Source organism: Acidovorax sp. PRC11, from assembly GCF_031844105.1.
Taxonomy (GTDB): domain Bacteria; phylum Pseudomonadota; class Gammaproteobacteria; order Burkholderiales; family Burkholderiaceae_C; genus Paracidovorax.
This window is the reverse complement of record NZ_JAUZUQ010000008.1, coordinates 22090-45576: the sequence shown is the minus strand read 5'-3', so window position 1 is coordinate 45576 and position 23487 is coordinate 22090. Positions and strand designations below refer to the sequence as shown.

General features: G+C 59.4%; 22 protein-coding genes and 3 pseudogenes. 16 read left to right on the top strand and 9 right to left on the bottom strand.

Going from position 1 to position 23487, the window contains the following annotated elements; all coding sequences use genetic code 11:
- Positions 1–11: 11 nt before the first annotated feature.
- From Q9R47_RS11090 to Q9R47_RS11080, 3 genes are read right to left on the bottom strand one after another with little or no spacing between them, the layout of a single operon-like run.
- Positions 12–1268 (bottom strand): ThiF family adenylyltransferase, encoded by a 1257-nt coding sequence (locus Q9R47_RS11090; protein WP_311233253.1) that lies wholly within the window; start codon positions 1266–1268, stop codon positions 12–14.
- Between the two features lie 3 nt (positions 1269–1271).
- Positions 1272–2441, bottom strand: coding sequence for a CBASS cGAMP synthase (locus Q9R47_RS11085; RefSeq protein ID WP_311233252.1), 1170 nt, complete (start codon positions 2439–2441; stop codon positions 1272–1274).
- 13 nt (positions 2442–2454) lie between these two features.
- Positions 2455–3459 carry a CBASS cGAMP-activated phospholipase gene (locus Q9R47_RS11080; protein ID WP_311233251.1) on the bottom strand — a complete coding sequence of 335 codons (1005 nt, stop codon included), beginning with the start codon at positions 3457–3459 and terminating at the stop codon, positions 2455–2457.
- A gap of 308 nt (positions 3460–3767) precedes the next feature.
- Between Q9R47_RS11080 and Q9R47_RS11075 the strand changes: the two genes are divergently transcribed.
- Positions 3768–3947 (top strand): antitoxin Xre/MbcA/ParS toxin-binding domain-containing protein, encoded by a 180-nt coding sequence (locus Q9R47_RS11075; protein WP_311233250.1) that lies wholly within the window; start codon positions 3768–3770, stop codon positions 3945–3947.
- An 81-nt stretch (positions 3948–4028) separates the two neighbouring features.
- Here the strand turns inward: Q9R47_RS11075 and Q9R47_RS11070 are convergent, their stop codons facing one another.
- Both Q9R47_RS11070 and Q9R47_RS11065 read right to left on the bottom strand, forming a co-directional pair.
- Entirely contained in the window at positions 4029–4718 is a 690-nt protein-coding gene (locus Q9R47_RS11070; RefSeq protein ID WP_311233249.1) for a transposase, read from the bottom strand.
- 152 nt (positions 4719–4870) lie between these two features.
- A pseudogene (locus Q9R47_RS11065) lies at positions 4871–5560 on the bottom strand (IS3 family transposase); the annotation flags it as partial.
- Positions 5561–5563: 3 nt separating this feature from the next.
- On the opposite strand from Q9R47_RS11065, the gene Q9R47_RS11060 reads away from it, so the two are divergent.
- The 9 genes from Q9R47_RS11060 (at position 5564) to Q9R47_RS11025 (ending at position 15109) form a co-directional block, all read left to right on the top strand.
- Positions 5564–6085: a DUF4148 domain-containing protein gene (locus tag Q9R47_RS11060; protein WP_060985308.1), complete on the top strand. Its 522-nt coding sequence runs from the start codon at positions 5564–5566 to the stop codon at positions 6083–6085.
- Positions 6086–6118: 33 nt separating this feature from the next.
- Positions 6119–6484 carry a cation efflux protein, CzcI family gene (czcI, locus tag Q9R47_RS24305; RefSeq protein ID WP_404977128.1) on the top strand — a complete coding sequence of 122 codons (366 nt, stop codon included), beginning with the start codon at positions 6119–6121 and terminating at the stop codon, positions 6482–6484.
- 154 nt (positions 6485–6638) lie between these two features.
- Positions 6639–7997: a TolC family protein gene (locus tag Q9R47_RS11055; protein WP_060985309.1), complete on the top strand. Its 1359-nt coding sequence runs from the start codon at positions 6639–6641 to the stop codon at positions 7995–7997.
- 8 nt (positions 7998–8005) lie between these two features.
- Positions 8006–9607: an efflux RND transporter periplasmic adaptor subunit gene (locus tag Q9R47_RS11050; RefSeq protein WP_311233248.1), complete on the top strand. Its 1602-nt coding sequence runs from the start codon at positions 8006–8008 to the stop codon at positions 9605–9607.
- Positions 9608–9623: 16 nt separating this feature from the next.
- Entirely contained in the window at positions 9624–12806 is a 3183-nt protein-coding gene (locus Q9R47_RS11045) for a CusA/CzcA family heavy metal efflux RND transporter (RefSeq protein WP_311233247.1), read from the top strand.
- A 67-nt stretch (positions 12807–12873) separates the two neighbouring features.
- The gene (locus Q9R47_RS11040) at positions 12874–13248 is read left to right on the top strand and encodes a hypothetical protein (protein ID WP_060984175.1); all 375 of its coding nucleotides are present in this window, start codon (positions 12874–12876) and stop codon (positions 13246–13248) included.
- A gap of 97 nt (positions 13249–13345) precedes the next feature.
- The gene (locus tag Q9R47_RS11035) at positions 13346–13567 is read left to right on the top strand and encodes a hypothetical protein (RefSeq protein WP_060984176.1); all 222 of its coding nucleotides are present in this window, start codon (positions 13346–13348) and stop codon (positions 13565–13567) included.
- A gap of 60 nt (positions 13568–13627) precedes the next feature.
- Positions 13628–14572 (top strand): cation diffusion facilitator family transporter, encoded by a 945-nt coding sequence (locus Q9R47_RS11030; RefSeq protein WP_311233246.1) that lies wholly within the window; start codon positions 13628–13630, stop codon positions 14570–14572.
- Positions 14573–14632: 60 nt separating this feature from the next.
- Positions 14633–15109 carry a DUF6328 family protein gene (locus Q9R47_RS11025; protein WP_311233245.1) on the top strand — a complete coding sequence of 159 codons (477 nt, stop codon included), beginning with the start codon at positions 14633–14635 and terminating at the stop codon, positions 15107–15109.
- Positions 15110–15224: 115 nt separating this feature from the next.
- On the opposite strand, the gene Q9R47_RS11020 is transcribed toward Q9R47_RS11025, so the two are convergent.
- The 3 genes from Q9R47_RS11020 to Q9R47_RS11010 all read right to left on the bottom strand — a co-directional run bounded on the left by Q9R47_RS11020 (position 15225) and on the right by Q9R47_RS11010 (position 17751).
- Positions 15225–15383, bottom strand: a complete 159-nt coding sequence (locus Q9R47_RS11020) for a hypothetical protein (protein WP_171410738.1) — start codon at positions 15381–15383, stop codon at positions 15225–15227.
- A 199-nt stretch (positions 15384–15582) separates the two neighbouring features.
- Positions 15583–17184, bottom strand: coding sequence for a phosphoethanolamine--lipid A transferase (locus Q9R47_RS11015; protein WP_311233244.1), 1602 nt, complete (start codon positions 17182–17184; stop codon positions 15583–15585).
- Positions 17185–17418: 234 nt separating this feature from the next.
- Positions 17419–17751: a hypothetical protein gene (locus Q9R47_RS11010; protein ID WP_243080347.1), complete on the bottom strand. Its 333-nt coding sequence runs from the start codon at positions 17749–17751 to the stop codon at positions 17419–17421.
- 139 nt (positions 17752–17890) lie between these two features.
- Here Q9R47_RS11010 and Q9R47_RS11005 point away from each other — a divergent pair.
- From Q9R47_RS11005 to tnpC, 4 genes and pseudogenes are all read left to right on the top strand, one after another.
- A pseudogene (locus Q9R47_RS11005) lies at positions 17891–18070 on the top strand (response regulator); the annotation flags it as partial.
- 81 nt (positions 18071–18151) lie between these two features.
- Positions 18152–18595: an IS66-like element accessory protein TnpA gene (tnpA, locus tag Q9R47_RS11000; protein ID WP_008903080.1), complete on the top strand. Its 444-nt coding sequence runs from the start codon at positions 18152–18154 to the stop codon at positions 18593–18595.
- Positions 18571–18921 (top strand): IS66 family insertion sequence element accessory protein TnpB, encoded by a 351-nt coding sequence (tnpB, locus tag Q9R47_RS10995; RefSeq protein ID WP_008903079.1) that lies wholly within the window; start codon positions 18571–18573, stop codon positions 18919–18921. The genes tnpA and tnpB overlap by 25 nt, the downstream gene beginning before the upstream one ends.
- A 101-nt stretch (positions 18922–19022) precedes the next feature.
- A complete protein-coding gene (tnpC, locus tag Q9R47_RS10990; RefSeq protein WP_082437602.1) occupies positions 19023–20618 on the top strand; it encodes an IS66 family transposase in 1596 nt (531 codons plus the stop codon).
- A 33-nt stretch (positions 20619–20651) separates the two neighbouring features.
- On the opposite strand, the gene Q9R47_RS10985 is transcribed toward tnpC, so the two are convergent.
- Complete coding sequence (locus Q9R47_RS10985) at positions 20652–21344, bottom strand: UPF0149 family protein (protein ID WP_311233243.1); 693 nt, start codon at positions 21342–21344, stop codon at positions 20652–20654.
- A gap of 217 nt (positions 21345–21561) precedes the next feature.
- Here Q9R47_RS10985 and Q9R47_RS10980 point away from each other — a divergent pair.
- Positions 21562–22092 (top strand): annotated as a pseudogene (locus Q9R47_RS10980) (winged helix-turn-helix domain-containing protein); the annotation flags it as partial.
- Positions 22089–23426: a heavy metal sensor histidine kinase gene (locus tag Q9R47_RS10975; protein ID WP_311233242.1), complete on the top strand. Its 1338-nt coding sequence runs from the start codon at positions 22089–22091 to the stop codon at positions 23424–23426. The pseudogene Q9R47_RS10980 and the gene Q9R47_RS10975, both read left to right, overlap by 4 nt.
- The last annotated feature ends 61 nt before the right edge of the window (positions 23427–23487 follow it).

Sequence of the window (23487 nt, the reverse complement as noted above, 5' to 3'; positions counted from 1 at the left end):
CGCCAGTTGCATCAATCACCAGATCCGCATCGAAGAGGTCTGGGAGTCCGTCCCTTGACACTGCGGACGCGCGCCCGGATTTTTGCGAATGGGAACTGTCGCTTGAGCTCTTCGGCCAATGCTTCGGCTTTGCTCTTGAAGAGCGCAGGGTAGCCCAGCACATGCCGGCCAAGGTTCTCCGGCTTCATGTCATCGTAGTCCACAAGGTCCAGACATCCTGCCCCCGTGCCGGCGCCCAGCCGCACCAGACCCGGTGCAACATGCGAGCCGATGGCACCGCAGCCGACTACGGTGATCTTCTTTCCTTTCAGGTCGGGGAACGTCAGATTGCGGCTGTGGACGAAGTCCGGGCCGAACTCGGTGATCGCCAGCCTGCTGATCTTGCTCGTTCCCCCTCTCGTGTGGAGAAATTGGCGATAGAGCCTAGGCTTCCTGGCAGCGCCAAGCCGATGTAGCGGATCCAGATCGAAACCGAACCCTAGCCACCCCAGCGGTGTGTGGATGGCGAACGTTGCGATGGAGTACTTGAGATACTGCGTCTCGCGTTCGAGCACGCGTTGAAGTTGCTGGTACAGCCGGTGATCCCATGCCTGGAGCCACGCGAATAGCTCTTTGATGGTCGCCGGAATTGCTTTCGGTACCGCAGGCCGCGTCTGCGTTGCGAACAGCCAGCACGGACACTTCGTCTCTTTGGGAGGTTGGGCCCCTAACGCCAAGGCAAGCGCTTCGACTTCCTCCTTGTTATCGGCGACAACGGCGTGCGAAGCACCTGCAATGTTCAAGAACCAGTAGTTCGACGACTGGGTCGTTCGGTCAACGTTCCCGATCAGCACCGAATAGACGGATGAGGATTCGCCGTGGGACCAGTGCTGCAGGAATTCGTCCTGGATGTCGTCGTGCCTGAAATCAGGGTCATGCCGGATGCGATCCAGCACGAGTTGCGCCTGGTCCAGGCACTGCGCAATCGATTCTGCCGGATCGAACCGGTCCAACACCACTGCGCCAGAGGCAAAGTAGCACAGACCTCCCGATGCATACACGTGCGGCGATAGGGGCGGCAGGACATCGAGGTGATCGAGGATCCTGATCGAGGGGTAGGTCAGAAAGTCCCAGTCGGTGACGCTGAGCCTAACCTTGATCGGCCCGCCCTTGCACGGAAGTGCTCCATCGAATGACCGCGTGCCTCGCCGATAGCCGCTGGGCGTGAAGCCGCGCGACCTCAGCAGTCGGAGCGCCTCGCCAAGGAGCGATGCCGCAGCCTCCGGCATTGCTCAGCCTGCGCTTGTCGAATTCACTACTGGGCGAGATACCCGATCTGCGCCGACCAGCCGGACGACGTCGTCGCCGCTGTCCGGCTCAACCAGGTCCGTCCGGTAGGGCAAGCGGCTGCCCAACTGTGCTCGGAGGATATCGATCGCGTCACCTGCCAAGTGCGATGCTTTCATTCTGGCTGCCTGGATCTGGGAAGCCAGTGTTGCAGCAAGGGTCGATGCGTGTTGGCGGCCATTGGCATCCAGGCGCTTGTTGAAATCTTCCTTGCCTTCTGCGATAGCGGGCTCGTGCACGTTGCCCTTCAGCGCGATCGACAACGCCCGCGCGGATCTCTCGAGCGCCACGTCATCGCGCCCACGCTTGGGTTCGAAGGCTTGCGCCACGGCGATCATGATGCACACTGAAGTGGGGCCGTCGCCGGCCTTCCAGTGCAGGTCACGCCAGGCCTTCAGGTAACGGCACACGCGCCGCAGTTGCTCGGTGTGCTCCTCGACACGGTCAAGGAACCACCGAGATACCTCTTCGGGGTCCGACGGTTTCCATTCGCCCGAGCGCGTCGCCATCATGATGTCGACCATGTCCTCCCACTGCTGCAGGGTGAAATCCTCTTCTGCAAATTCTGCGGCGAGCGCTTCACGTGCGTCCGATTTAGCGGCCGCATCGAACACGCGTTTCTCGACGATTTGCGCAAACTGTGCTTCCGGCGCCGCGTACAACGGGATATCGATATGCGCCCAGGCATTTATCTGCACCCGAATGCATGTGTCCTTGCCGCTGTACAGCTTCCAGCCCTTTTCTTTGCAAAGATCCTTCAAGAGGCCTTCGACCAGTTTGAAGTAGAGCTGGGCCATGGCGTGCGGAGGCCCACTTTCCTCCCACAAAGACACTGGCAGGTAGACACCGAAGTCCCAGTCCATTTCCTGGGGCGGATGCCAGGCTGGCTGCACGCAGGTTTGGTACGACCACGAGCCTTGTGTCCGGAAACGCGGGGTGACGGCCTTGTCCATGCCCAGCGCCTTGATCGTCGCTTCTCGGATTCGTGGCCGCAAGTGATCGCGTATCTCGTTCTTGGCTTCAACCAGTACCCGGCGCTGGTCCTTGGTAGGTTCGATACTGTTGATGAAAACTTCTTCGGCGGTAGCGAAGAGCAGGCGGTTGAGTTTGAGCATGTTTTCTAGGGCCTCAGGTGCTTGCGTTCTCGCCGTGGAAGAAGACCGGTTTGGAGGGCGAGTGCTCCAAAAAGGTTTGGAATTCCGGCTTGCTGATGCAAACTTTGGAGCGTTGGGTAGCTGCGCTCAGCAGAACCTCGCGGGCGTTTTTGTCTGCAATGTCCAATGCGACAGCACGGGCACGTTCGTCGTGAAGTTCGTCGTCTACATGACAGTAGTGTTTTCCCAGGCGGTGCGTCAGCATGAAATCGCTCAAGACCTCCTGCGCCGAAATGGAGAGGCCGAAGAGACGCCGGGACATCTTGATCGGCCACCCGCCGCCCCAGTCTCGGACCCCACCTTCCCGGTCTTGCCTGGGGTCCACAGTGAAGCGTGACGACATCGTGCCGACCGCCATCAGGCGGACGTTGTCGATGTCCTGGCCGAAGAACTTGTGGGCCTCATGCAAACCAAGGAGCCCGGGGGCATTGGCGTATAAGCCGCCATCGACGTACTGGCTGTTGTTGAAGCAGTGTCTTGGGAAGTACGCCGCGGCTGCGCTGGTGGCCATCGCGACGTCTACGATGGTGAAATGGCGGTCCCGCTTGAAATCGACATGATGCGGCGTCTTGAAAACTACCGGTTCACCGGTAGAGTAATTCAGACTCGGGATGATGACAGGGTGTTTGCATGCACCCAACAGCCGGTCGCCAAATAGCTTGGAGTTAGAAAGTAGCTTCTTCAGCGGCTCCGGTGAATAAGGCGACCGCCAGAATCCGAAGAGTGACCAGCGCTTGTCGAAAATCTCCTCCCCGTGGTCGACAAACAGGTCTACGATATCTTGCGCCGGAATCTCGAGGGCAAGTGCCAACGCCAGGATCCCACCGATTGAAGTACCTGTGATCAGATCGAAACGCGATGCAAGCGGCGCTTCGATCTCTTTCTCCACATCCGCTATGACTTTTGCGGTGTACAGCCCTCGGAAGCCTCCACCAGAGAGGGCGAGAATCTGAAAGGGCTTGCGCACATTGTGGGGCATTGGGGATAACTGGTTGTTTCTAGCACTCCGCGATGGCGAGTGCTAAGAAACACTATATATGGGTCTCAACCAGTGTCAATACACTACCAGTAGCGCAGTATAAACATACAGTCTGCTTTTAAATACAGTTTAATTGCGCCTTAGCTGATCGCTTGCTGCCGCGCTGCGCCACTGGCGTCTAGTCGCCGCGAAACTGCCTATAGCTGATGCGAAGCGACTTAACGTAGTGTGTGAACTGGGAGCCTGCATGCAAGGGGCCTTTTCCCCTGCCAACTGCATGCCTCTAGAAACTATGAGGGTTTGACGGCATGCTCGCAGAGTCAGGAGAAATAGCCGGTTTTGATGCAAGAGCGTGGCTTGACCGTTGGCTTACCGGTGTGGTCCCAGCATTGGGAAATCGGAGACCTATCGATGTGCTCAATGAGCCCGATGGCCTGGAGGTAGCGAGGAGCTTGCTCTCGCGAGCCCAATCTGGTGCGTACTCGTAAGCAAAGGCAGGGAGTTGGCTAGTCGTTAGTCGATCTGAATCTCTCGGGCGTGTCCGAATTTTTGTGTAAACGGGTCGGACTTCAATTGACGGAGATGCGGTCTCCGAACTGAATGGTAAAGCGGGTCAGCGCGGCCTTCCAATCCCGGATGGGCATGGTCCACTTCTGGCTGATGTTGCGCAGCGCCAGGTAGAACAGCTTGGTCAGCGCCTCGTCGCTGGGGAACGAGCCCCGGTTCTTGGTCAGCTTCCTCAGGCTCATGTTCACCGACTCGATGGCATTGGTGGTGTAGATGACCTTGCGGATTTCCGGCGGGTAGTCAAAGAACGGGGTCAAGCGGCTCCAGTTCCTGCGCCAGGACTGGCCGATGGGCAGGTACTCGGCATCCCAGCGGGCCTCGAATTCACCGAGCATCAGCTCGGCCTCTTCGGCGGTGGTGGCCGTGTAGATGCGGCGCAGGTCGGCCGCCACCTCTTTGCGGCGCTTCCATGAGACGTAGTTCAGGCTGTGGCGCACCATGTGAACGATGCATAGTTGCACCACCGCCTTGGGAAAGACGGCCTCAATGGCGTCAGGGAAGCCCTTGGCCACCGCCTCGTTGCGTTCATGGCCCAGGTGCTCAGTCAGCTCAGCGTCCAGGGCTCGCTCGACCAGCAGCTTGGTCAGTTGCTTGAGCAGACCGTTCTCGCCGATGAGGTCTTCGGGCTTCTTGTAGTTGGCCAGCAGGCCAGACAGCAGTTCTTCGGGTACGTCGTGTTTCTTGGTGTTCATTGTGCTTACGGACAGGCCGGCTTACGCCGGCGGTGGATTGTCCGTTTACACAAAATTCTGCACACCCTCAGCTCCAAACCTTGGCAATACGCTGTCGCGATCAGCGTCATAGGATGGATCTGCAAACTCTCAGCTGAATCGCCCCGGATTCCCTAGACACTCGTGAGCCGTTGGGAATGGCGTCGTTCGAACTCTACCGGTGAAGTATCTCCGGCAGTGCCGTGGCGCCGCTTGGGGTTGTAGAACATCTCGATGTAGCTGAAAACATCGGCTCTTGCGTCGTCGCGGGTCGGGTAGATCTGGCGGCGAATGCGCTCGCGCTTGAGCAACTGGAAGAAGCTCTCGGCCACGGCGTTGTCGTGGCAGTTGCCGCGACGGCTCATGCTGGAGATCAGGTTGTGGTCGCGCAGGAAGCCCTGCCAGTCGTGGCCGGTGAACTGACTGCCCTGATCCGAATGCACCGTGACCGGCGCCTTGGGCTGCCGACGCCACAAGGCCATCAGCAGCGCATCAAGCACCAGCCCGGTGTCGATGCGGCTGCCCATTGACCAGCCAACCACCTGACGTGAGAACAGGTCAACTACCACGGCCAGGTACAGCCAACCCTCGTGGGTGCGGATGTAGGTGATGTCGGTCACCCAGGACTGATTGGGCTGAGCCACAGTGAACTGGCGCTGCAAATGGTTGGGCGCCACGACAGCAGGCTTGCCGCCACGCATGCCGGGGCGGCGGCGATAGCCAGTCTGGGAGCGCAGCCCTTCGAGCTTGAGCAATCGAGCCACGCGGTGTTTGCCGCAGTGCTCTCCCAGGTCGCGCATGTCCAGGGTGAGCTTGCGGTAACCATCATGAACTTCAAGACCGCACTGCTGATCCTCTCGTTGGGCGCCGCACCCGCATTCGCTGCCGACCAGTCGGCACCTCTGACCCGTGAACAGGTTCGCGCAGAACTCTCGCAGGCGATGCGTAGCGGCGAGATGTTGTCCCGCGGCGAGGCAAGCATGACGTTGCGAGAAATCAATCCGCGTGCTTACCCAGCCCCCGCAGCCACTGTCTCAAAGACACGCTCGCAAGTGGCTCAGGAACTGAACCAGGCGATGCGGACAGGAGAAATTCTGGCCGCCGGTGAGTCCGGTGCCAAGCTCAACGAAATTGCACCCGGCAGCTATCCATCGCAGGCAGTGACCGCACAGGCCAAGACGCGAGACGAGGTTCGCCACGAACTGGAGGAAGCAATCTTCCACGGCGAGATGATGGCAAACGGCGAAGACGGCCGCTCGGTGAAGGAAGTATTTCCTGGCCTCTACCGTGGTAGCCACACTGACGTTGCCACTGAGCGTGGCTTCACGGGCCACTCCCAAAGTCTTTAAGGCGCTGACTGGCTGCCATGCTAGACTAAAAAAATGAGTCGCTGGGTCGTCGCTTTGATGCTCGTATTGCTACCGCTCCAGTTCAGCTGGGCAGCGGTAGCTACGTATTGCCAGCATGAGCGATCTACGTCCGCCTCTACCGTGCAGCATGTAGGTCACCACGAACACCAGCATGATTCAGGTGCCTCTGGCGGCAAAACCAAGGCAGGCGAAAAGAACCTCGATAAGTTCGACCCCGATTGCCGCTCATGCCATGGCCTTGGACTCGGTGCAGTCCACGTGCCAGTTGCCAAAATGCCTGCCAATCGCGGCAGCGGCATGAATGCTCCGGTCTTGTCACGGTTAGCTGGCATCAGCCCTATCCCGCCCGATCGCCCTCAGTGGCCCTCCCTCGCCTAGTCGGCGGGGCTTCTTACTCGATCCATTTTTCATCCGCCTTCGATAAGGCGGTATCGCCGCGCGCGTCGTGGCCGAAATGGACTTGAACAGCCAGGCATCTTTGTCAGTGCCGTACCGCCGATTTCCTCGTGTTTCAAGGTCACTGGAGAATCGGATGTTCAAGGGAATTCATATTTCAAATGGTCTGGTCGCTGCGCCCGGCCGGAAGAATTTTGCGGTCACAACGATCGTTGCAGCCACGTTGTTTGCGGCTGGATCAATCGCGCTCGCCCAGGGCGTGTCTTCGGGCGCCGTAGGAAGCCAGCCGGTAGTTGTTCACAGCGCCTCGGCATCGTCCGCTGCTCCGATGTCGTTGGCCAGGGCCATCGACTTGGCGCTGGAGGGAAATGCAGACGTTGCTGCGGCCACGCGCCAGGTTGAGGCGGCGGAAGGGCAAGTCATTCAAGGACGCGCGCGCCCAAACCCAGAGTTCGCGTACTCGCTCGAAGACACACGCTCGAAAACTCGCACGCAAAGCTGGCAACTCAACCTTCCGATTGAACTCGGCGGGAAGCGGGCCGCACGGACCAAAGCCGCGGAAAGGGCCCGGGAGCAGGCACAAGCCCAGCTCGCCGAGGTGAAGTCCACTGTGCGCGCCAATGTGGTTGCCGCCTACTTTGACGCGCTGACAGCCCAAGAGCGGCTGGCACTGGCAAAGGACAGCGCAGCGCTTGCCAAGTCATCCACGGATACCGTCGCCAAACGTGTCGCTGCAGGCAAGGTCTCCCCAGTCGAGGAGACGAAGGCACGCGTTGCGGAGGCCGGCATACGGGTGGAACTGACTCAGGCGGCGAGCGAAGAACGCAATGCGCTGACCCGCCTGTATGCACTGTTGGGTCGAACCACCGCGGCCGCCCTCCAGCTGGAAGGCGAAGCCGAGAGCCTTCCAGCCGTCCCGGATCTCGCTGCACTGCAATCCCTGGTCGCATCATCTCCAGCCATTGTTGTGGCCAGGGTAGAAGTGGACCGACGCAGAGCCTTGACCGAGGTGGAGCAAAGCAAACGCGTGCCAGACGTCACTGTGAGCGCAGGTATGCAGCGCAGCAACGAGACGCAGCGCAACATGCTCCTGCTCGGAGTGTCGGTACCTCTCCAGGTCTTCGACCGCAACCAAGGCAACCTGCTGGAGGCCCTGAAGCTCGAAGACAAAGCCAGGGACGAACTGCAAGCCACCACCGTGCGTCTGCACAGCGAGGTGACTCAAGCCCACGATCGGCTTTCCACGATCGCCACCGAAGTACAGGCACTGCGAGGTGACGTGCTCCCCGGCTCCAAGTCGGCCTACGACGCCGCAACCGTTGGGTTTGAGAACGGCAAGTTCAACTTCCTCGAAGTTCTTGACGCACAGCGCACGTATTTCACCGCCAAGTCGCAATACCTCAAGGCGTTGGCCGAAGCCCACCGCGCAGCCGCGGAGATCGACCGCTTGCTGGGCGGTCCGACTCCCAATGCACCGACCAACCAGCAAAACTGAGATCAACCATGAACTCCATCAAATCAAGCATCAGCAAGAAGCACCTGATTGCCATCGCCGTCGTCATCGCGATGGGCGTCGGTGCTGGCGCCCTCATCCTGCAGGGGGGCAAGACCAAGGCGGCGGCAGGTGAGGGAGACGGCCACGGCCATGGCACCCACACTGAAGCCAAGGGGCACGGCGATGGCGAGCATCACGGAAAAGCCGACGGTAAGGGCCACGATGACGACAAGGGCCACGCCGACGGAGAACACCACGAGAAGAGTGAGTCCAAGGGTGCGAACGGTGGCAGCCTCTTCAAGGAGGGAGACTTCGGCCTGGAAGCCCTGCTCGCAGAAGACGGTGGTGAGCCACGTCTTCGCATCTGGATGTTCGACAAGGATAAGTCGCTGCCACAGAGCGCCGCCACTGTCGCCGCAACGGTCACCCGGCCTACCGGCGAAAAGCAGACGCTCTCGTTCATCCAGGAAAAGGATGGATGGGTGAGCCGCGAGAATGTGGCAGAGCCGCATGCCTTTGACATCGAGATCATTGCGCAGAAGGGCAATGAGCCTTTCATGTTCGTGATGAGCAAAGAAGAAGGCAAGGTAGAGCTGACCGATGCCCAGATCAAGGCGGCAGCCATTGGTGTTGACTCGGCATCCGCCGCGAGCATCAAGTCCGCGCTGCTGTTGCCTGGCGAGATTCGCCTCAACGAAGATCGAACCTCGCACGTAGTCCCACGTCTTGCCGGCGTGGTCGAGAGTGTCAATGCCAGCTTGGGCCAGGTCGTCAAGAAGGGGCAGGTGCTGGCCGCCATCGCCAGTCCCACGGCGTCGGAACAACGAAGCGAACTGCAGACAGCCCAGAAGCGCATGGCGCTGGCAAAGACAACCTACGAGCGGGAAAAGAAGCTCTGGGAACAGAAAGTCTCTGCAGAGCAGGACTACCTGCAGGCCAAGCAGGCGCTCAACGAGGCAGAAGTGGCCGTCGCCAACGCCAACCAGAAGCTGGGCGCACTGGGCCTCTCTTCCTCGTCCGCTTCGGGCCTGAACCGGCTCGAACTGCGTGCTCCCTTCGATGGAATCGTCATCGAGAAGCACCTGAGCCTCGGCGAAGCCGTCAAGGAAGACGCCGCTGTGTTCACGATTTCTGACCTGACCCAGGTGTGGGCTGAAATCAATGTTCCAGCCAAGGATCTGCCTCTCGTGCGAGTCGGCGAGAAGGTCACCATCAAGGCCACCGCGTTCGACGCTTCAGCGACGGGTACGGTTGCCTTCGTGGGCGCACTCATCGGCGAGCAAACCCGAACCGCCAAGGCGCGGGTGGTGCTGGACAACCCCAAGGGAGCATGGCGGCCCGGCCTGTTCGTGAATGTCGAGGTCGTGGCCGACGAGGCCACCGTGCCCGTGACGATTGCAGCAGACGCAGTCCAGACGGTTGGCGAGAAACCCGTGGTCTTCCTGAAGGTCAATGGAGGCTTCATTGCGCAGCCCGTGCAGTTGGGGCGCAGCGACGGAAAGCGGATCGAGGTCCTTCAGGGCATCAAGCCTGGAACGCCTTACGCAGCGTCGGGCAGCTTCGTCGTGAAGTCCGAACTGGGCAAGGCATCCGCCGAGCACACGCACTGACCACGGAGCCTCACACATGTTTGAAAAACTGATTCGATTCTCGATCGAGCAGCGATGGCTAGTGCTGCTCGCTGCCCTTGCGATGGGTGCACTGGGCGTCTTCAACTACCAGAAACTTCCCATCGATGCTGTTCCGGACATCACCAATGTCCAGGTCCAGATCAACACACAGGCTGCCGGCTACTCGCCTCTTGAGACCGAGCAGCGGGTCACCTACCCCATCGAGACAGTCATGGCGGGTCTGCCCAACCTGGAGCAGACGAGGTCGTTGTCCCGCTATGGCCTCTCCCAGGTCACAGTGATCTTCAAGGACGGCACGGACATCTACTTCGCTCGCCAACTGGTGAATGAACGCATCCAGGAAGCACGGGACAAGTTGCCTGCAGGCATCACACCCGCTCTGGGACCCATCTCCACTGGCCTGGGCGAAATCTACCTGTGGACGGTTGAGACCAAGGACGGTGCCAAGAAGCCGGACGGCAATCCCTACACCCCGACCGACTTGCGTGAAATCCAGGACTGGATCATCAAGCCGCAACTGCGCAATGTGCCTGGTGTGACAGAAATCAACTCCATTGGCGGCTTTGCCAAGGAGTACCAGATCGCCCCGATTCCCGAACGGCTCGCGTCCTTGGGCGTAACCCTCCAGGACATCGTCACCGCACTCGATCGCAACAATGGAAACGTTGGCGCTGGCTACATCGAGAAGCGTGGCGAGCAGTACCTCATTCGTGCGCCTGGCCAGGTGAAGTCCATCGAGGACATCGGCAACGTCATATTGAGCAGCGCCAACGGCGTGCCTGTGCGCGTGCGCGATGTTGCCGAGGTCGCGCTGGGCCGCGAACTGCGTACCGGCGCCGCCACCGACAACGGCCGTGAGGTGGTTCTGGGCACGGTGTTCATGCTGATCGGCGAGAACAGCCGTACGGTATCACAAGCCGTGGACAAGAAGATGGTGGAAATCAATCGCAGCCTTCCCGAAGGCGTGCACGCGGTCACTGTCTACGACCGCACAGTCCTGGTGGACAAGGCCATCAGTACGGTAAAGAAGAACCTCATGGAAGGCGCGATCCTGGTGATCGTGATTCTCTTCCTGTTCCTGGGCAATATCCGGGCTGCGGTGATCACGGCAACGGTGATTCCGCTGTCGATGCTTTTCACGTTCACCGGCATGGTGAACTACAAGGTCAGCGCCAACCTGATGAGCCTTGGAGCGCTGGACTTCGGCATCATCATTGACGGAGCGGTTGTGATCGTGGAGAACTGCGTTCGCCGCCTGGCGCACGCCCAAGCCCACCATGGTCGACCACTGACCCGGGCCGAGCGCTTCCACGAAGTGTTTCTGGCGTCCAAAGAGTCTCGCCGCGCCCTTCTTTTCGGTCAGCTCATCATCATGGTGGTGTACCTGCCGATCTTCGCCCTCACTGGCGTCGAAGGAAAGATGTTCCATCCGATGGCGTTTACCGTGGTCGCGGCACTTGTCGGCGCAATGACCCTGTCGGTGACTTTCATCCCAGCCGCGGTCGCACTGTTCATAGGCAACCGGGTCAGCGAGAAGGAAAACTTCCTTCTCGGTCATGCGAAGCGAATCTATGCCCCCCTTCTGGATCGCGTCATGTCCGCCAAGGCCGTGGTGCTCTCCATTGCCGCGGTGGCCGTGGTGCTCTGCGGATTGATCGCGACCCGCATGGGCAGCGAGTTCGTTCCCCAACTCAATGAGGGCGACCTTGCCATCCAGGCGCTGCGAATCCCCGGTACCAGCCTCTCGCAATCTATCGCCATGCAGCGCCAGATCGAAGGGACGCTGAAAGAGAAGTTCCCTGAAATCGACCGGGTATTTGCCAGAACCGGCACTGCAGAAATTGCCTCGGACCCCATGCCGCCGAACATCTCTGACGGGTACATCATGCTCAAGCCCATGGACCAATGGCCCGAGCCGCGCAAGACTCGTGACGAACTGCTTACCGCCATCCAGGAAGTGGTCGGTAAGATTCCCGGCAACAACTACGAGTTCTCGCAGCCGATCCAGTTGCGCTTCAACGAACTTATCTCCGGCGTGCGTAGCGACGTCGCGGTCAAGATCTTCGGGGACGACATGGACGTCCTGAACAAGTCGGCAGAAGAGATCTCTTCGATGCTGCAGAAGATCCAAGGGGCATCGGAGGTGAAGGTCGAGCAGACAACCGGGCTGCCGATGCTCACGGTGAATATCGACCGCCAGAAGGCGGCTCGCTATGGCCTGAACGTGGCCGACATCCAGGACACCGTGGCCACAGCCATCGGTGGACGTGAAGCCGGAACGATGTTCGAGGGTGATCGGCGATTTGACATCCTGGTGCGCCTGCCCGAAACGATCCGCAATGACATGGAAGGCATGAAGCGACTGCCTATCCCGCTGCCTCGCTCAGTGGGCACTGCCGAAGCACGGACCAATTTCATCCCGCTTGCCGAGGTCGCTTCTTTCGAACTCGCCCCTGGCCCCAATCAAGTCAGCCGCGAGAACGGAAAGCGCCGCATAGTGGTCAGCGCCAACGTGCGTGGCCGCGACGTGGGATCTTTCGTTGCGGAGGCAGAGCAAGGGCTGGCTCAGATCAAGATACCCACGGGTTACTGGACGAGCTGGGGCGGAACATTCGAAAACCTGCAATCTGCCTCCAAGCGTCTGCAGATTGTGGTGCCCGTCTCACTGCTGCTGGTCTTCGTTCTGTTGTTCGCAATGTTTGGAAATGCCAAAGACGGGCTGCTGGTCTTCACCGGAATTCCATTCGCGCTAACTGGTGGCATCTTGGCACTATGGCTTCGCGACATACCCATGTCGATCTCTGCGGCCGTTGGCTTCATCGCGCTTTCAGGCGTTGCTGTTCTTAACGGGCTTGTGATGATTTCATACATCCGGACGTTGAGAGAGGAAGGCGTTCCGCTGGACGATGCCATCCGCGATGGAGCGTTGACACGTCTGCGACCTGTGCTTATGACCGCTCTCGTGGCGTCTCTGGGCTTCATTCCAATGGCCATTGCAACAGGTACCGGCGCTGAGGTTCAACGCCCACTGGCAACGGTGGTAATTGGCGGCATTCTTTCCTCCACTCTGCTCACTCTGTTGGTGCTGCCAATCCTCTATCGACTGGCTCACAAGCCCGACGAGAAGGACGAAGACGTGTCGGCAGAGCCCGTGCACCCTGTTCCCTCCGCCCACTGACAAGTGGGCCTTCGGGCTCCGCAAATTGCGGGGCCCATTTTTTTCTTTCACGTACTCAGGAAACACCATGAAAGCAATGCATATCCTTCTCGCGCTGGCCCTTTCCATTTCTGGAACTGCGATGGCCGCGAACAACCATGACGCAAAACCAATGCACGGAGGCATCGTTTCACAGGCAAAAGACATCGACTACGAACTGGTGACCAGCGCAGCCAAGTTGCAGCTTTACGTACGGGACCATGGCAAGCCAGCCGACGTTGTCGGAATGACTGCGAAGGTAACGCTTTTGACAGGCTCAGAAAAGCAGGACGTCGAGTTGCTGCCGGTGGATGGAAAGCTGGAGGCGTCGGGAAGCTTCAAGCTTGCCGCAGGCACAAAAGCCGTCGCAGTAGTCTCGAAAGGCGGCAAGTCCGTCGCATCGGTCCGCTTCGCTTTGAAGTAATTCAATTGCGATGAGCCGTCATCGTTGCAATTGCCCCTGGCGATGCACCTCGCCGCACAGGGTCCAGGTTTTGTCAGCACGTTGAACGGTTTCAAAGATGGGTTACGGACTCGCCGCCAAGCTTTTTTGGATCTGGATCAGCCTGATCGTGACAGTGATCACATTCTGGCGGGTCCGCCACATGTGGCTAAAACGGCATCCCGAACGGGACAAGGGCCTCAAGTACAGCCAGCGCTTGGCCAAGCGGCTCAGAGATCGTAGGGTGCTGCAGTTGCAATCCCGGCAGGGAAAGAACATCGATAGGCGCCGCCGCCATTGATGCTGAGATAGTGGTAGTGCAAATGCTTTTTAAATAAGCGAAAACATAGGATGTACCGGTATGAGTGCCTCACACGAACATGCATTACCAACAACTGGGAATGAGCGACGGCTTTGGATCGCTCTTGGGCTGACGGCGTCTTTCATGATCGCCGAGGTTGTTGCGGGGATTCTCACCAACAGCCTCGCGCTTATTTCCGATGCGGCACACATGCTGACCGACGCGGCCGCTTTGGCTATCGCCCTTGCTGCAGTACAAATCGGCAAGAGGAAGGCAGACTCTCTCCGGACTTTCGGCTACTACCGATTTGAGATTTTGGCGGCAGCTTTCAACTGCCTGATGTTGTTTGGGGTTGCGATCTACATCCTGATAGAGGCGTACTCTCGCTTTAAGAATCCACCGGAGGTACAGACCGGCGCGATGATGGTGGTCGCAATCCTGGGCCTGGTCGTAAATCTGATCAGCATGAAGTTGCTGCAGAGCGGCAAGGATGCAAGCCTCAACGTTAAAGGTGCCTACCTCGAGGTCTGGAGCGACATGCTTGGTTCACTGGGTGTGATCATCGGAGCGATCATCATCCGTTACACGGGCTGGACGACGGTAGATGCAATCATCGCCGTGCTGATTGGACTGTGGGTCTTGCCGCGCACGTGGGTTCTTCTTAAGGAAAGCTTGAACATCCTGCTGGAGGGTGTGCCAAATGGGATGGACATTGCCGAGGTCAGGACCAGCATTGCCAAAGTAAGCGGCGTGACGTCGGTTCACGACCTGCACATCTGGGCCCTGACCAGTGGCAAACCCAGCCTCACGGCACATGTCGTGCACGACCCTTCGTCCACTCCTGAGATCGTGCGGGAAGCCATCAACGCGATTCTTGCTGACAGGTTCGCAGTTTTTCATACGACGCTACAGATGGAGTCGGTTCCCTGTCGTCTGGCGGATGAGATGGACAGCTTTACGGCGCCGGCAAAGCACGTTGGTGGACAAGCAGAAGGCTATGCATAGCGCATACGCGAATCTGAGAACGCACTATCGTGATAGCTTGGCCAAAAAACGAGGACACTGATGTCGAAACCAGAAGGATTTGGCAACGAGCCAGATGAACTTTCGGACGATGGCGACTTAACGGACATGCTGGGGGAGCTTCGGGTTCTATTGCCGACCGCGCAGCTCCTGTCTGCTTTCCTGATAACTGTGCCATTTACCCCTGGCTTCAGTGCAATCGCCTACACGGAGAAATGGGTCTTCCTTGCGACGTTTGTGCTGGCTGTTGTCGGCTTGGTACTTCTGAGTGCACCGGCTGTGCAGCATCGCTTGATTCGGCCGTTGCTTGATCGACCTCGATTCAAGTCGCTTGCTTCCCGCCAGATTCTGGCGGGCGCGGTCGCGCTCGCGAGCGCTCTCGTTTCCGGCGCGCAGCTTGTACTGTCCACAATATTTGGCCATGTGGTCGGTAGTTTGGCAGCTGCGCTGGTAGCCGGGTTGATATTTCTCCTATGGTGGTGGCTGCCGCGTCGATGGAAGCAAGCCGGAAAGCTGTAGATCACCATACGATCTTGCAAATCGCAGTGCCACTAAATCCGCCGAGGTGATCTCCCTAGATTGATACAGCGGACTCAATTTCCTGCACGTGGCATCAATTGTCTGCGCTGCTGATTCAGCCGTTGGCTGAGGTGTAGCGGAAATGGTCGAGCACCGTCTCAAACAGCTTTGCGTGCGGCATGGGCTCACCGGCCTGCTGGAGCAGCCGCAACTGCTCGAAACGCCTGCGGTTGCTGGGGTCCGCCAGGAATGGATCTAAAGCCCAGACCGCCATCTACGAGCGGAATCGCTCGGGCGGTGCCAGACTGCGCGGTATGGAGTGAACGCTCATGCTGTACTCGATTGACGCTCCATCGTCCGGCGCGAAGAGAGTCACGGAATGCTGACAAAAATGCGATCCCGGAGCCGAAGGACGCTGATCGACAGGCGCGGCATTGAAGCAAGGGCCCCTAGGTGCTGAGGACTTATATTTCTCAACCAATCGGCCGACAGGCCGCTGAAATGTCCAGGCCCTGCTCATAGACCTGAGTCGACACACCCAGTAGCCCAAGTACAGAGTGAAAGAGGTTGTCATGCGACAGGGCGGCCGGGGATTTTTCTTTCAAGCAATCGCTGTTGATCATGCGACTCTCCTTGAAGCCGTCCGACAACCACCAAACCATGGGTACCTTGGTCTGTTCGTCAGGTGCAATCGCCCTGGGCAAGCCGTGAAGAAACAGCCCTTTCTCGCCCAGCGACTCGCCGTGGTCGGACACGTAGAGCATCGCCGTATCGAAGCGGCTCTCCTGGCGCTTGAGAAAGGCTACAGCCTGCCCCAGAACATGGTCGGTGTAGAGCACTGCATTGTCATAGGCATTCACTATGCTCTGACGATCGCACTTGCGCAGCTCGCCCGTGTCACAGGTGGGTTCAAAGCGCCTGAAAGCTGCAGGGTAGCGCTTGAAATAGGCGGGTCCATGGTTACCAAGCATGTGCAGGACTACTACCGTAGTGGTCTCGGAGGCTTCTGCGACGGACTCCAACCCATGCAGGAGTGCTTCGTCAAGGCACCTACCCTCTGAGCACAGGCCCGCAGCGGCCGGCGGATCCACAGGAATCACGCTGAGGTCATCACAGACGCCCTTGCAGCCTGACTGGTTGTCCTTCCAATGCACCGCAATGCCGGCACGAGCCAAGACGTGAAGCAGCGACTCGGACGAGCGAATTCGGGCCTCATCGTAGTCTCGCCTTCCAATCGCCGAGAACATGCATGGAAGTGATGTTTCTGTGTCTGTTCCGCAGGCTGTGACATTGCCAAAGTTCAGAGCGTTGAGCGCCTGAAGGTTCGGTGTGGTTTGCCGCTCATAGCCGTTAAGACCCCAATTGCTTGCTCTCACAGTCTCTCCCACGACGATGAAGAGCAATTTAGGCTTCTGGGTTCTCGATGGCGTTGCCACGCGCGCATCCAAGCCGACGGACTGCCTGATCTTGGGCCTCTCGGCATCGGTCGATAAGACGCGAGCTGTCGAGTAGATCACGTTGGCCGGCGTGATCAGGTAGCGCAACTCCTTCTGGTTTCTCATCAACGCAGAGAAGTCCTGGAAGATGAGGAGAACAGCCGCCACGACTGCCACCGCGCAGAAGGCACTGAAGGCAATGCGCCGCAGGACGGCGCGCCATAGGGAAGTTCGTGTGAGGCGAACGCGCCATATCGCCCACAATGGGACTGCCGAGTACAGCGAGACGTGAGCGATCAAGCTCCATGAGATCAACTCGCTGGCTTCAGCAGTGTCTGTCCGCAGCACATTGCGCAGCATGCTTGGGTCGTAATAGACGCCGTAGCGTTGCATGTAGAAGGTTGCAAAAGCTGCAACCAGCACCGATGCTGTGAGCAGAGGGCGAACGCTCCACCTGGCCACAGCGATGCTGAAGATCAGCCCGTGCAGCGCAATCAATGAAATTACCAGTGCGCCGACAAAAAACCATGTTTCTGTCGCCTCCCAACTGCGGCCAGTCGTGGTCGCCCTCAGGAAAGAGCCGTTGTAGGCCAGCGCGACGTACACGCTGATCCACAAAACCAAACTCTCTGTTGCCATTGAAGGGCGTCGCAGGAGCAACTGCCCCCAACGAGTGGGCCATCGCCCAGGCTCCGCGAAGCCGCGCTGTCTAAAGCTCATCTCGTGTCGAGGGCATTGATCAGTACGGTGGATCGACCCACAATGGGCCGCATGTACTCAAGTGAAGGTTGGCTATCGCAGTAGGTCTACCGTGACGCGATGGAGGTCACGCAGGGAGCACCTATTCCGTCGGTGCACCTGGTGTGCGGCAGATCAGCCGCCATGCATCTCTTTCAGCTTGGCCTTCTCCTGCGGCGTCATGCTGAGAAACTCGTTGCGGACTTGCTCTCGGGTCTTTGCCGGTTCAGTGGCCTTGGTCGGCACCACACCTCCTCGAGACAGAATGGCCAGCGATCCGTCTTTGCGTGCAGCGTCAACCGTCCGCTGCACTTCGCCGCGCATCAGGTCATCGGAGGTGTGGCTCGGATTAGTTGTTGCGCCGATTTCGCCACCTGCGTCGTGATACAGGGACGAGGCCATCGCTGCACTTGGGGCCAGAAAGGCTGCGGCAGTCAGCGAGAGAATGAGTTTTGTCTGTTTGTTCATGGTGTTTGCCTTTTGATATGGTCCTCACAACGTGCGACGACCTTCAGCGAACTCTAAAAAGGCAGGGGGGACAAGTTGCAAACACTCAGATTACGAATTTGTAATCGATGCTGCGATCGATCTCCGGGAGAATCAATGCATGAAAATCTTGGTCATTGAAGATGAAATCAAGCTCGCCGAGTACCTCAAAAAAGGCCTCGGCGAAGCGGGGTACAACGTCGATATCGTTCACAACGGTGTTGATGGGCTGCATATGGCACTGGAGGGTGCGTACGACCTCCTGATCCTGGATGGCATGCTGCCCGGCATTGACGGATTGTAAGCGATCCGCCAACTACGTCTTCCCACAGAGCGTCTGAGAGGGGAAGCTACGTGTCCATGTAGAACAAGGTGGACACGTATGTCAGAGATCGATGCAGAGGTGGTGAGGCGCCTGGTCACGGGGCGCAAGAACGATGGACGTGCCGTGTACGACCCGCAGGCCAAGGCCGAGGTGGTGCGGGCGTGCCTGCAGCCGGATGTGTCGGTGGCGCGCATGGCGCTGCAATGCGGCATCAACGCCAACTTGCTGCGCCGCTGGATCACCCAGAGCATGGGCTCGGACCTGAAGGCAAGTCGTGCCAACCTGCCGACCGTGGCCATGGCCAGCACCAGTGCTTTTGTGCCGTTGCGGCTGGCGGCCCCCGAGGCATCTCCCGTCACCGCCGCTGAGGTCAAGACACGCCTGCACGCCCGACTGCCCAATGGGGTGGAGATCGACCTCAGCGATGCAGACCCGGGTGGGTTGCTGCCCGTCCTTGAACTTCTGGGGCGCCTGCCATGTTCCGGCTCGACGACACGCTGACGGTGTACCTGCACCGCCCGGCCATCGACTTCCGAATGGGCATCAACGGTTTGGCCATCCTGGTGGAGCAAGCCCTGGGCATGAACCCGTTCGCGGCGGCGGTGTATGTGTTCAGCAACCGCCAGCGCAACCGGGTGAAGATCCTGGTCTGGGAGCGCAACGGCTTCTGGTTGTTGATGAAGCGCCTGGAGCAAGACCGCTTCATCTGGCCGGACGAGGCGGTGGTGCCGACGCTGACGGTGGAACAACTGCACTGGTTGCTTGATGGCATTGATCTGGCGGTCACACAGCGACACCCACAGCGGTTCTACGAGCGCGTTGCGTGAGGCTGGTGCTGCCGAAATGAGCAATGCCACTGCTGAGAATATTTGCCGCAAAATCCCCAGCACAAGGAACCGCCTGAGCGACAAGCAGATCGAAGCAGGCGATGGTTCACATGCCCACCGCCGAAGAATTTGCAGCCTTGCAAAAGGCGCTGGCCCAGGCCACCCAGACCAGCGAATCACTCGCTGGTGAGCTGCGCATCACGCGCGCCGAGCGCGACCTGCTCAAGGAGCAGCTCAACAAATTCAAGCGCCAGTTGTTCGCCGCCAAGAGCGAGGCCAGCGCAGGCCACCAGAAGGACATGTTCTTCAACGAGGCCGAGGCGCTCGGCTCGGCAACCCAGCCGGCCCAGGAAGAAACCGAGGCCGACGACAACACTGTCGAGGTTCCCGCTCACAAACGGACCAAGCGCGGGCGCAAGCCGCTGGACCCAGCCCTGCCGCGCGAGGTGGTGCGCCACGAACTGCCCGAATCCGAGCGTGTCTGTCCTCACGACGGTGCCGTGCTGCGGGAGATTGGCGTGGAGGCCAGCGAGCAGCTCGACATCATTCCGCAACAAGTGCGCGTGATCCGCCACGAGCGGGTCAAGTACGCCTGCCCGTGCTGCGATGGCACGCTGCGCCTGGCGGCCAAGCCCGAGCAAGTCATCCCCAAGGGGCTGTTCAGCGAAGGCCTGCTGGCCTGGGTGATCACTTCCAAGTATGTGGACGGCCTGCCGCTGTACCGCCAGGCGGCCTTGCTGGGGCGCTTCGGAGGCCGCGACCTCTCGCGCAACACCATGGCCGCCAGCGTGGTGCGGGTGGGCCAGGCGGTGCAGCCCGTCATCAACCTGCTGCGCGACCGGGTGCTGGACGCCCCGCTGATCTTCGGTGACGAGACCGAGATTCAGGTGCTCAAGGAGGCCGGTCGCAGCGCCCAGTCCAAGAGCTACATGTGGGCGCAGATGACCGATGGTTCAGGCGCCAGCGGCACAGGTCCGCCCATACGCCTGTTCGCCTACTCACCCTCACGCAGCACAGAGGCGGCGCAGCTTCTGTACGTCGGTGCGCGCGAGGGCGGCGTGCTGATGACCGACGGCTACGAGGTCTACAACAAGATCGCCTTGGCGAACAAGCTCGTGCAAATCGGGTGTTGGGCACATTGCCGGCGTTACTTCAATGACGCGCTGCAGGCCTTGCCCAAAGCCAACCGGGGGGCTGAGCAATTGGCGGCCAGGTTCATCGCGCTGATCGGCAAGCTCTACCGCGTGGAGGCCCTGGCCAAAGAGCAAGGGCTGGATGCGAATGCGCTGCTGCATAGCCGCCAAGCCAACAGTGTGCCCGTGCTGCAAGAGATCCAGGCCTTGCTGCTGGCCAACGTTCATGCGGTGCTGCCAGGCAGTTTGCTGGGCAAGGCGCTGCACTACCTGTCCTCGCAGTGGGCCAAGCTGGAGCGCTTCGTCACCAGCGGCAACTACCCGATAGACAACAACGGCTGCGAGAATTCGATCCGCCCGTTTGTCATCGGAAGACGCAACTGGCTCTTCGCCGACACCGTGGCCGGCGCCAACGCGAGCGCCAACCTGTACTCGTTGCTGGAGACCTGCAAGGTCAACGGCGTTGATGGGTACCAGTACCTGCGCTCGCTGCTAGTGGCACTTCCACGGGCCAGGACCGTCGATGACTACGAGGCCTTGCTGCCCTGGCGACTGGCGCGGTGATCCACCGCCTGACAGTTCGAGGCGCGAGATGGCTCAGTGCAAATCGGCCGCAGCACCACAGCACTTCTTGAACTTCGCCCCGCTCCCACAAGGGCACGGATCATTGCGCCCCACCTTGGGCTGCATCGACTTGGCCATCTCCCGCTGATAGACAGCGAGCCGAAGTGGCAGCCAGTGAGCGTGCATGTCCAGAACAGCCGGCGGGATTTGTTGAGCCAGCTCCGATCGCATGGCCGGTGTTCGGGTGAGTTCGTCCTGATCCACGCAATAGTCGTCTTCGCCCAGCAGGGCAATGGGTCTGAACCAAACTTGCCCTTGGGGAGTGGACAGCAACGGTTGCCAGTCCTTCCAGCAAAGCCTCATCCCCTGGACAAAGCCGTACGCCCACGATTCTGCGTCGTCGTATTCACGCTCGTCACCGTCGTAGGCCATCGTTGACCAGCACGGGCTGATCTCCCGGGGGTCATCCCCCAGGCCGGCAATGATGGTGTTGAAGTGGCGCATGACCAAGCCCAGCATGTGGTTCAGCTCTTCGACGGAACCCATCGGAGGCATCATCTCCTTGGTACCCCAGATCTTGGGCAGCCATTGCTTGGGATGTACGGTCGTCGGCCCGACCGCAATGGCGTGCAAGAACCCATCGACCATGTCCATGGTCATGCCTTCTTCCGTGTCAACGCCGAACAGCAGAAAGTGGTCGAGTTCTTCGAACTCTTCCTCGGACAAGGGAGCAAATGGGTCTGTCATCAACTGAATGTGAAATGCGGCGTTGACCCAGATTCTCGCGCGTCGCAGACCGCACCACGCCGAGAGAACATTCATTGCCTCAACGGGCACCCGAGTGCAAGGGCGTGGTCAATAGAGCGCTTACGGAACATCGAGCTCGGCGCATCGTAGAGCGCTCTGCGCGCATCGGCTCCGCCACCACGCGCAAGGGCGTAGTTTATTGACCGCTTACGACGGATTCACGCTTTTGACGGCGTTTCGCAAGACGAAGCAGACTCCCGTCTTGATGCTCACCGCGCGGGTTAGCGTCGAGGATCGGGTGCGCGGCTTGCAAACCGGTGCTGATGACTATCTGGTCAAACCCTTCGCCTTCTCAGAGCTATCTGCCCGCGTGCAGGTGCTGCTTCGCCGAGCGCACGGTGCCAGAGATGCCGGCGAACCGACAGTGTTGGGCATCTCGGACCTTGAACTCGACCTAATACGTCGCAAGGCCACACGCGCAGGCCAGAGGCTTGAACTCACGGCAAAGGAGTTCCTGCTGCTCGCATTGTTCTTGCGCCGCAAGGGCGAAGTCCTTTCTCGCACTGAGATAGCGGAGCAGGTCTGGGACATGAACTTCGACAGCGACACTAATGTGGTGGAGGTGGCAATTCGACGTCTGCGCACGAAGATGGACCTGCCCTTTGACAAGACCTTGCTTCACACAGTGCGTGGCATGGGCTATGTGATGGAGGACCGACAGCAATGAACCCCGCGCTGCGCGCGCACTCGTTGCGCGCTCGTCTGTCGTTGTGGCTCGCTGTGCAGAGTTTGGTGGGCTTGGGCATCGTTTGCCTCGTCGTCTACCTGGTCACCGCCCACAATCTCAGCGCACGCCAGATAGAAACCCTGGCTCAGAAAGAGGCCATCGTCAGGCACTTGTTGAGCAACATCGACGAGCATGCCAAAGAAAGCTCGCAGGAGCACCCGCTGAGCGATTTCCTCATAGGCCACGAGGATTTTCGCCTGATCGTGCGCACCCAGGATGGTGACCTGGTGTTCCCCAAAGCCGCCCCGGATACTGATAGCGCGCAGAGGGTGTCGCGGGTGTTCGCTGTGCAGCCCGCGGATGACAAGAGCCCGGCGTTCAACGTCGACCTATCAATGGACATCTCCTCCGATGCCCAGCACCTGAATCGACTTGCCATCACGTTGGCGATCGCTGCTGTCGTGGGCACGTTCGTCATTTCGCTCGGAGGCATGTCCATCGTGAGCTACGGTCTGGCTCCTGTGCGACGGCTTGCGCACCAACTGAGGTCCTTGTCCGCGGACAATTTGCGTCCGCGCTTGGATGGTGCTGGCCAGCCCGCAGAACTTGTTCCTCTCGTGGAGCAGTTCAACGGCCTGCTCGGCCGGTTGGATCTTGCATACACCCAACTCGAAGGATTCAACGCAGACGTTTCACATGAGCTTCGGACTCCTTTAGCAATCCTCGTCGCCAGCAATGAACTTGCGCTGCGTCACCCGGGGAATTTCGATATGGCGGATGTGCTGTCCTCCAACCTTGAGGAGCTACACCGCCTCACTGGCATCATCAACGATATGCTGTTCCTGTCGCAGGCAGATAGGGGCGCCACCGCTAGACGTTCTTTTGTTCCAAGTCTCGCTGCAGTTGTCGAAAGGGTCGTTGAATACCACGAGGCAGCCTTGGCGGATGCTGATCTGCGTCTGAAGGTCGCAGGCGACAGTACAGGCCATTTTGATGAACCGCTGCTCCGGCGTGCCGTCTCCAACCTGATCAGCAACGCCACGCAGTACGCCAAATCTGGCACCGAGGTTGAGGTGAGCATAGCCGCAGTGTCAGACAAAGAGGTAAGTCTGGTCGTCGCGAACCAGGGCGAAACGGTGTCACCTGAGATCCTTGCGCGGATGTTTGATAGATTCTTTCGCGCCTCTGCTTCTCGCGAACATGGGCAGAAGAATCATGGCCTGGGTTTGGCCATCACCTCGGCGATTGCGCGCATGCACGGAGGTCGCACCACGGCAGCGAGTGTCAATGGAACGACCGAGATCGGCCTTGTAGTGATGAAGACTGTGGCATAGACCCAGACATTCAACCCTGAGTCGCCGGTCAAACCCCGATCACAAGGATTTGACGGGCAAT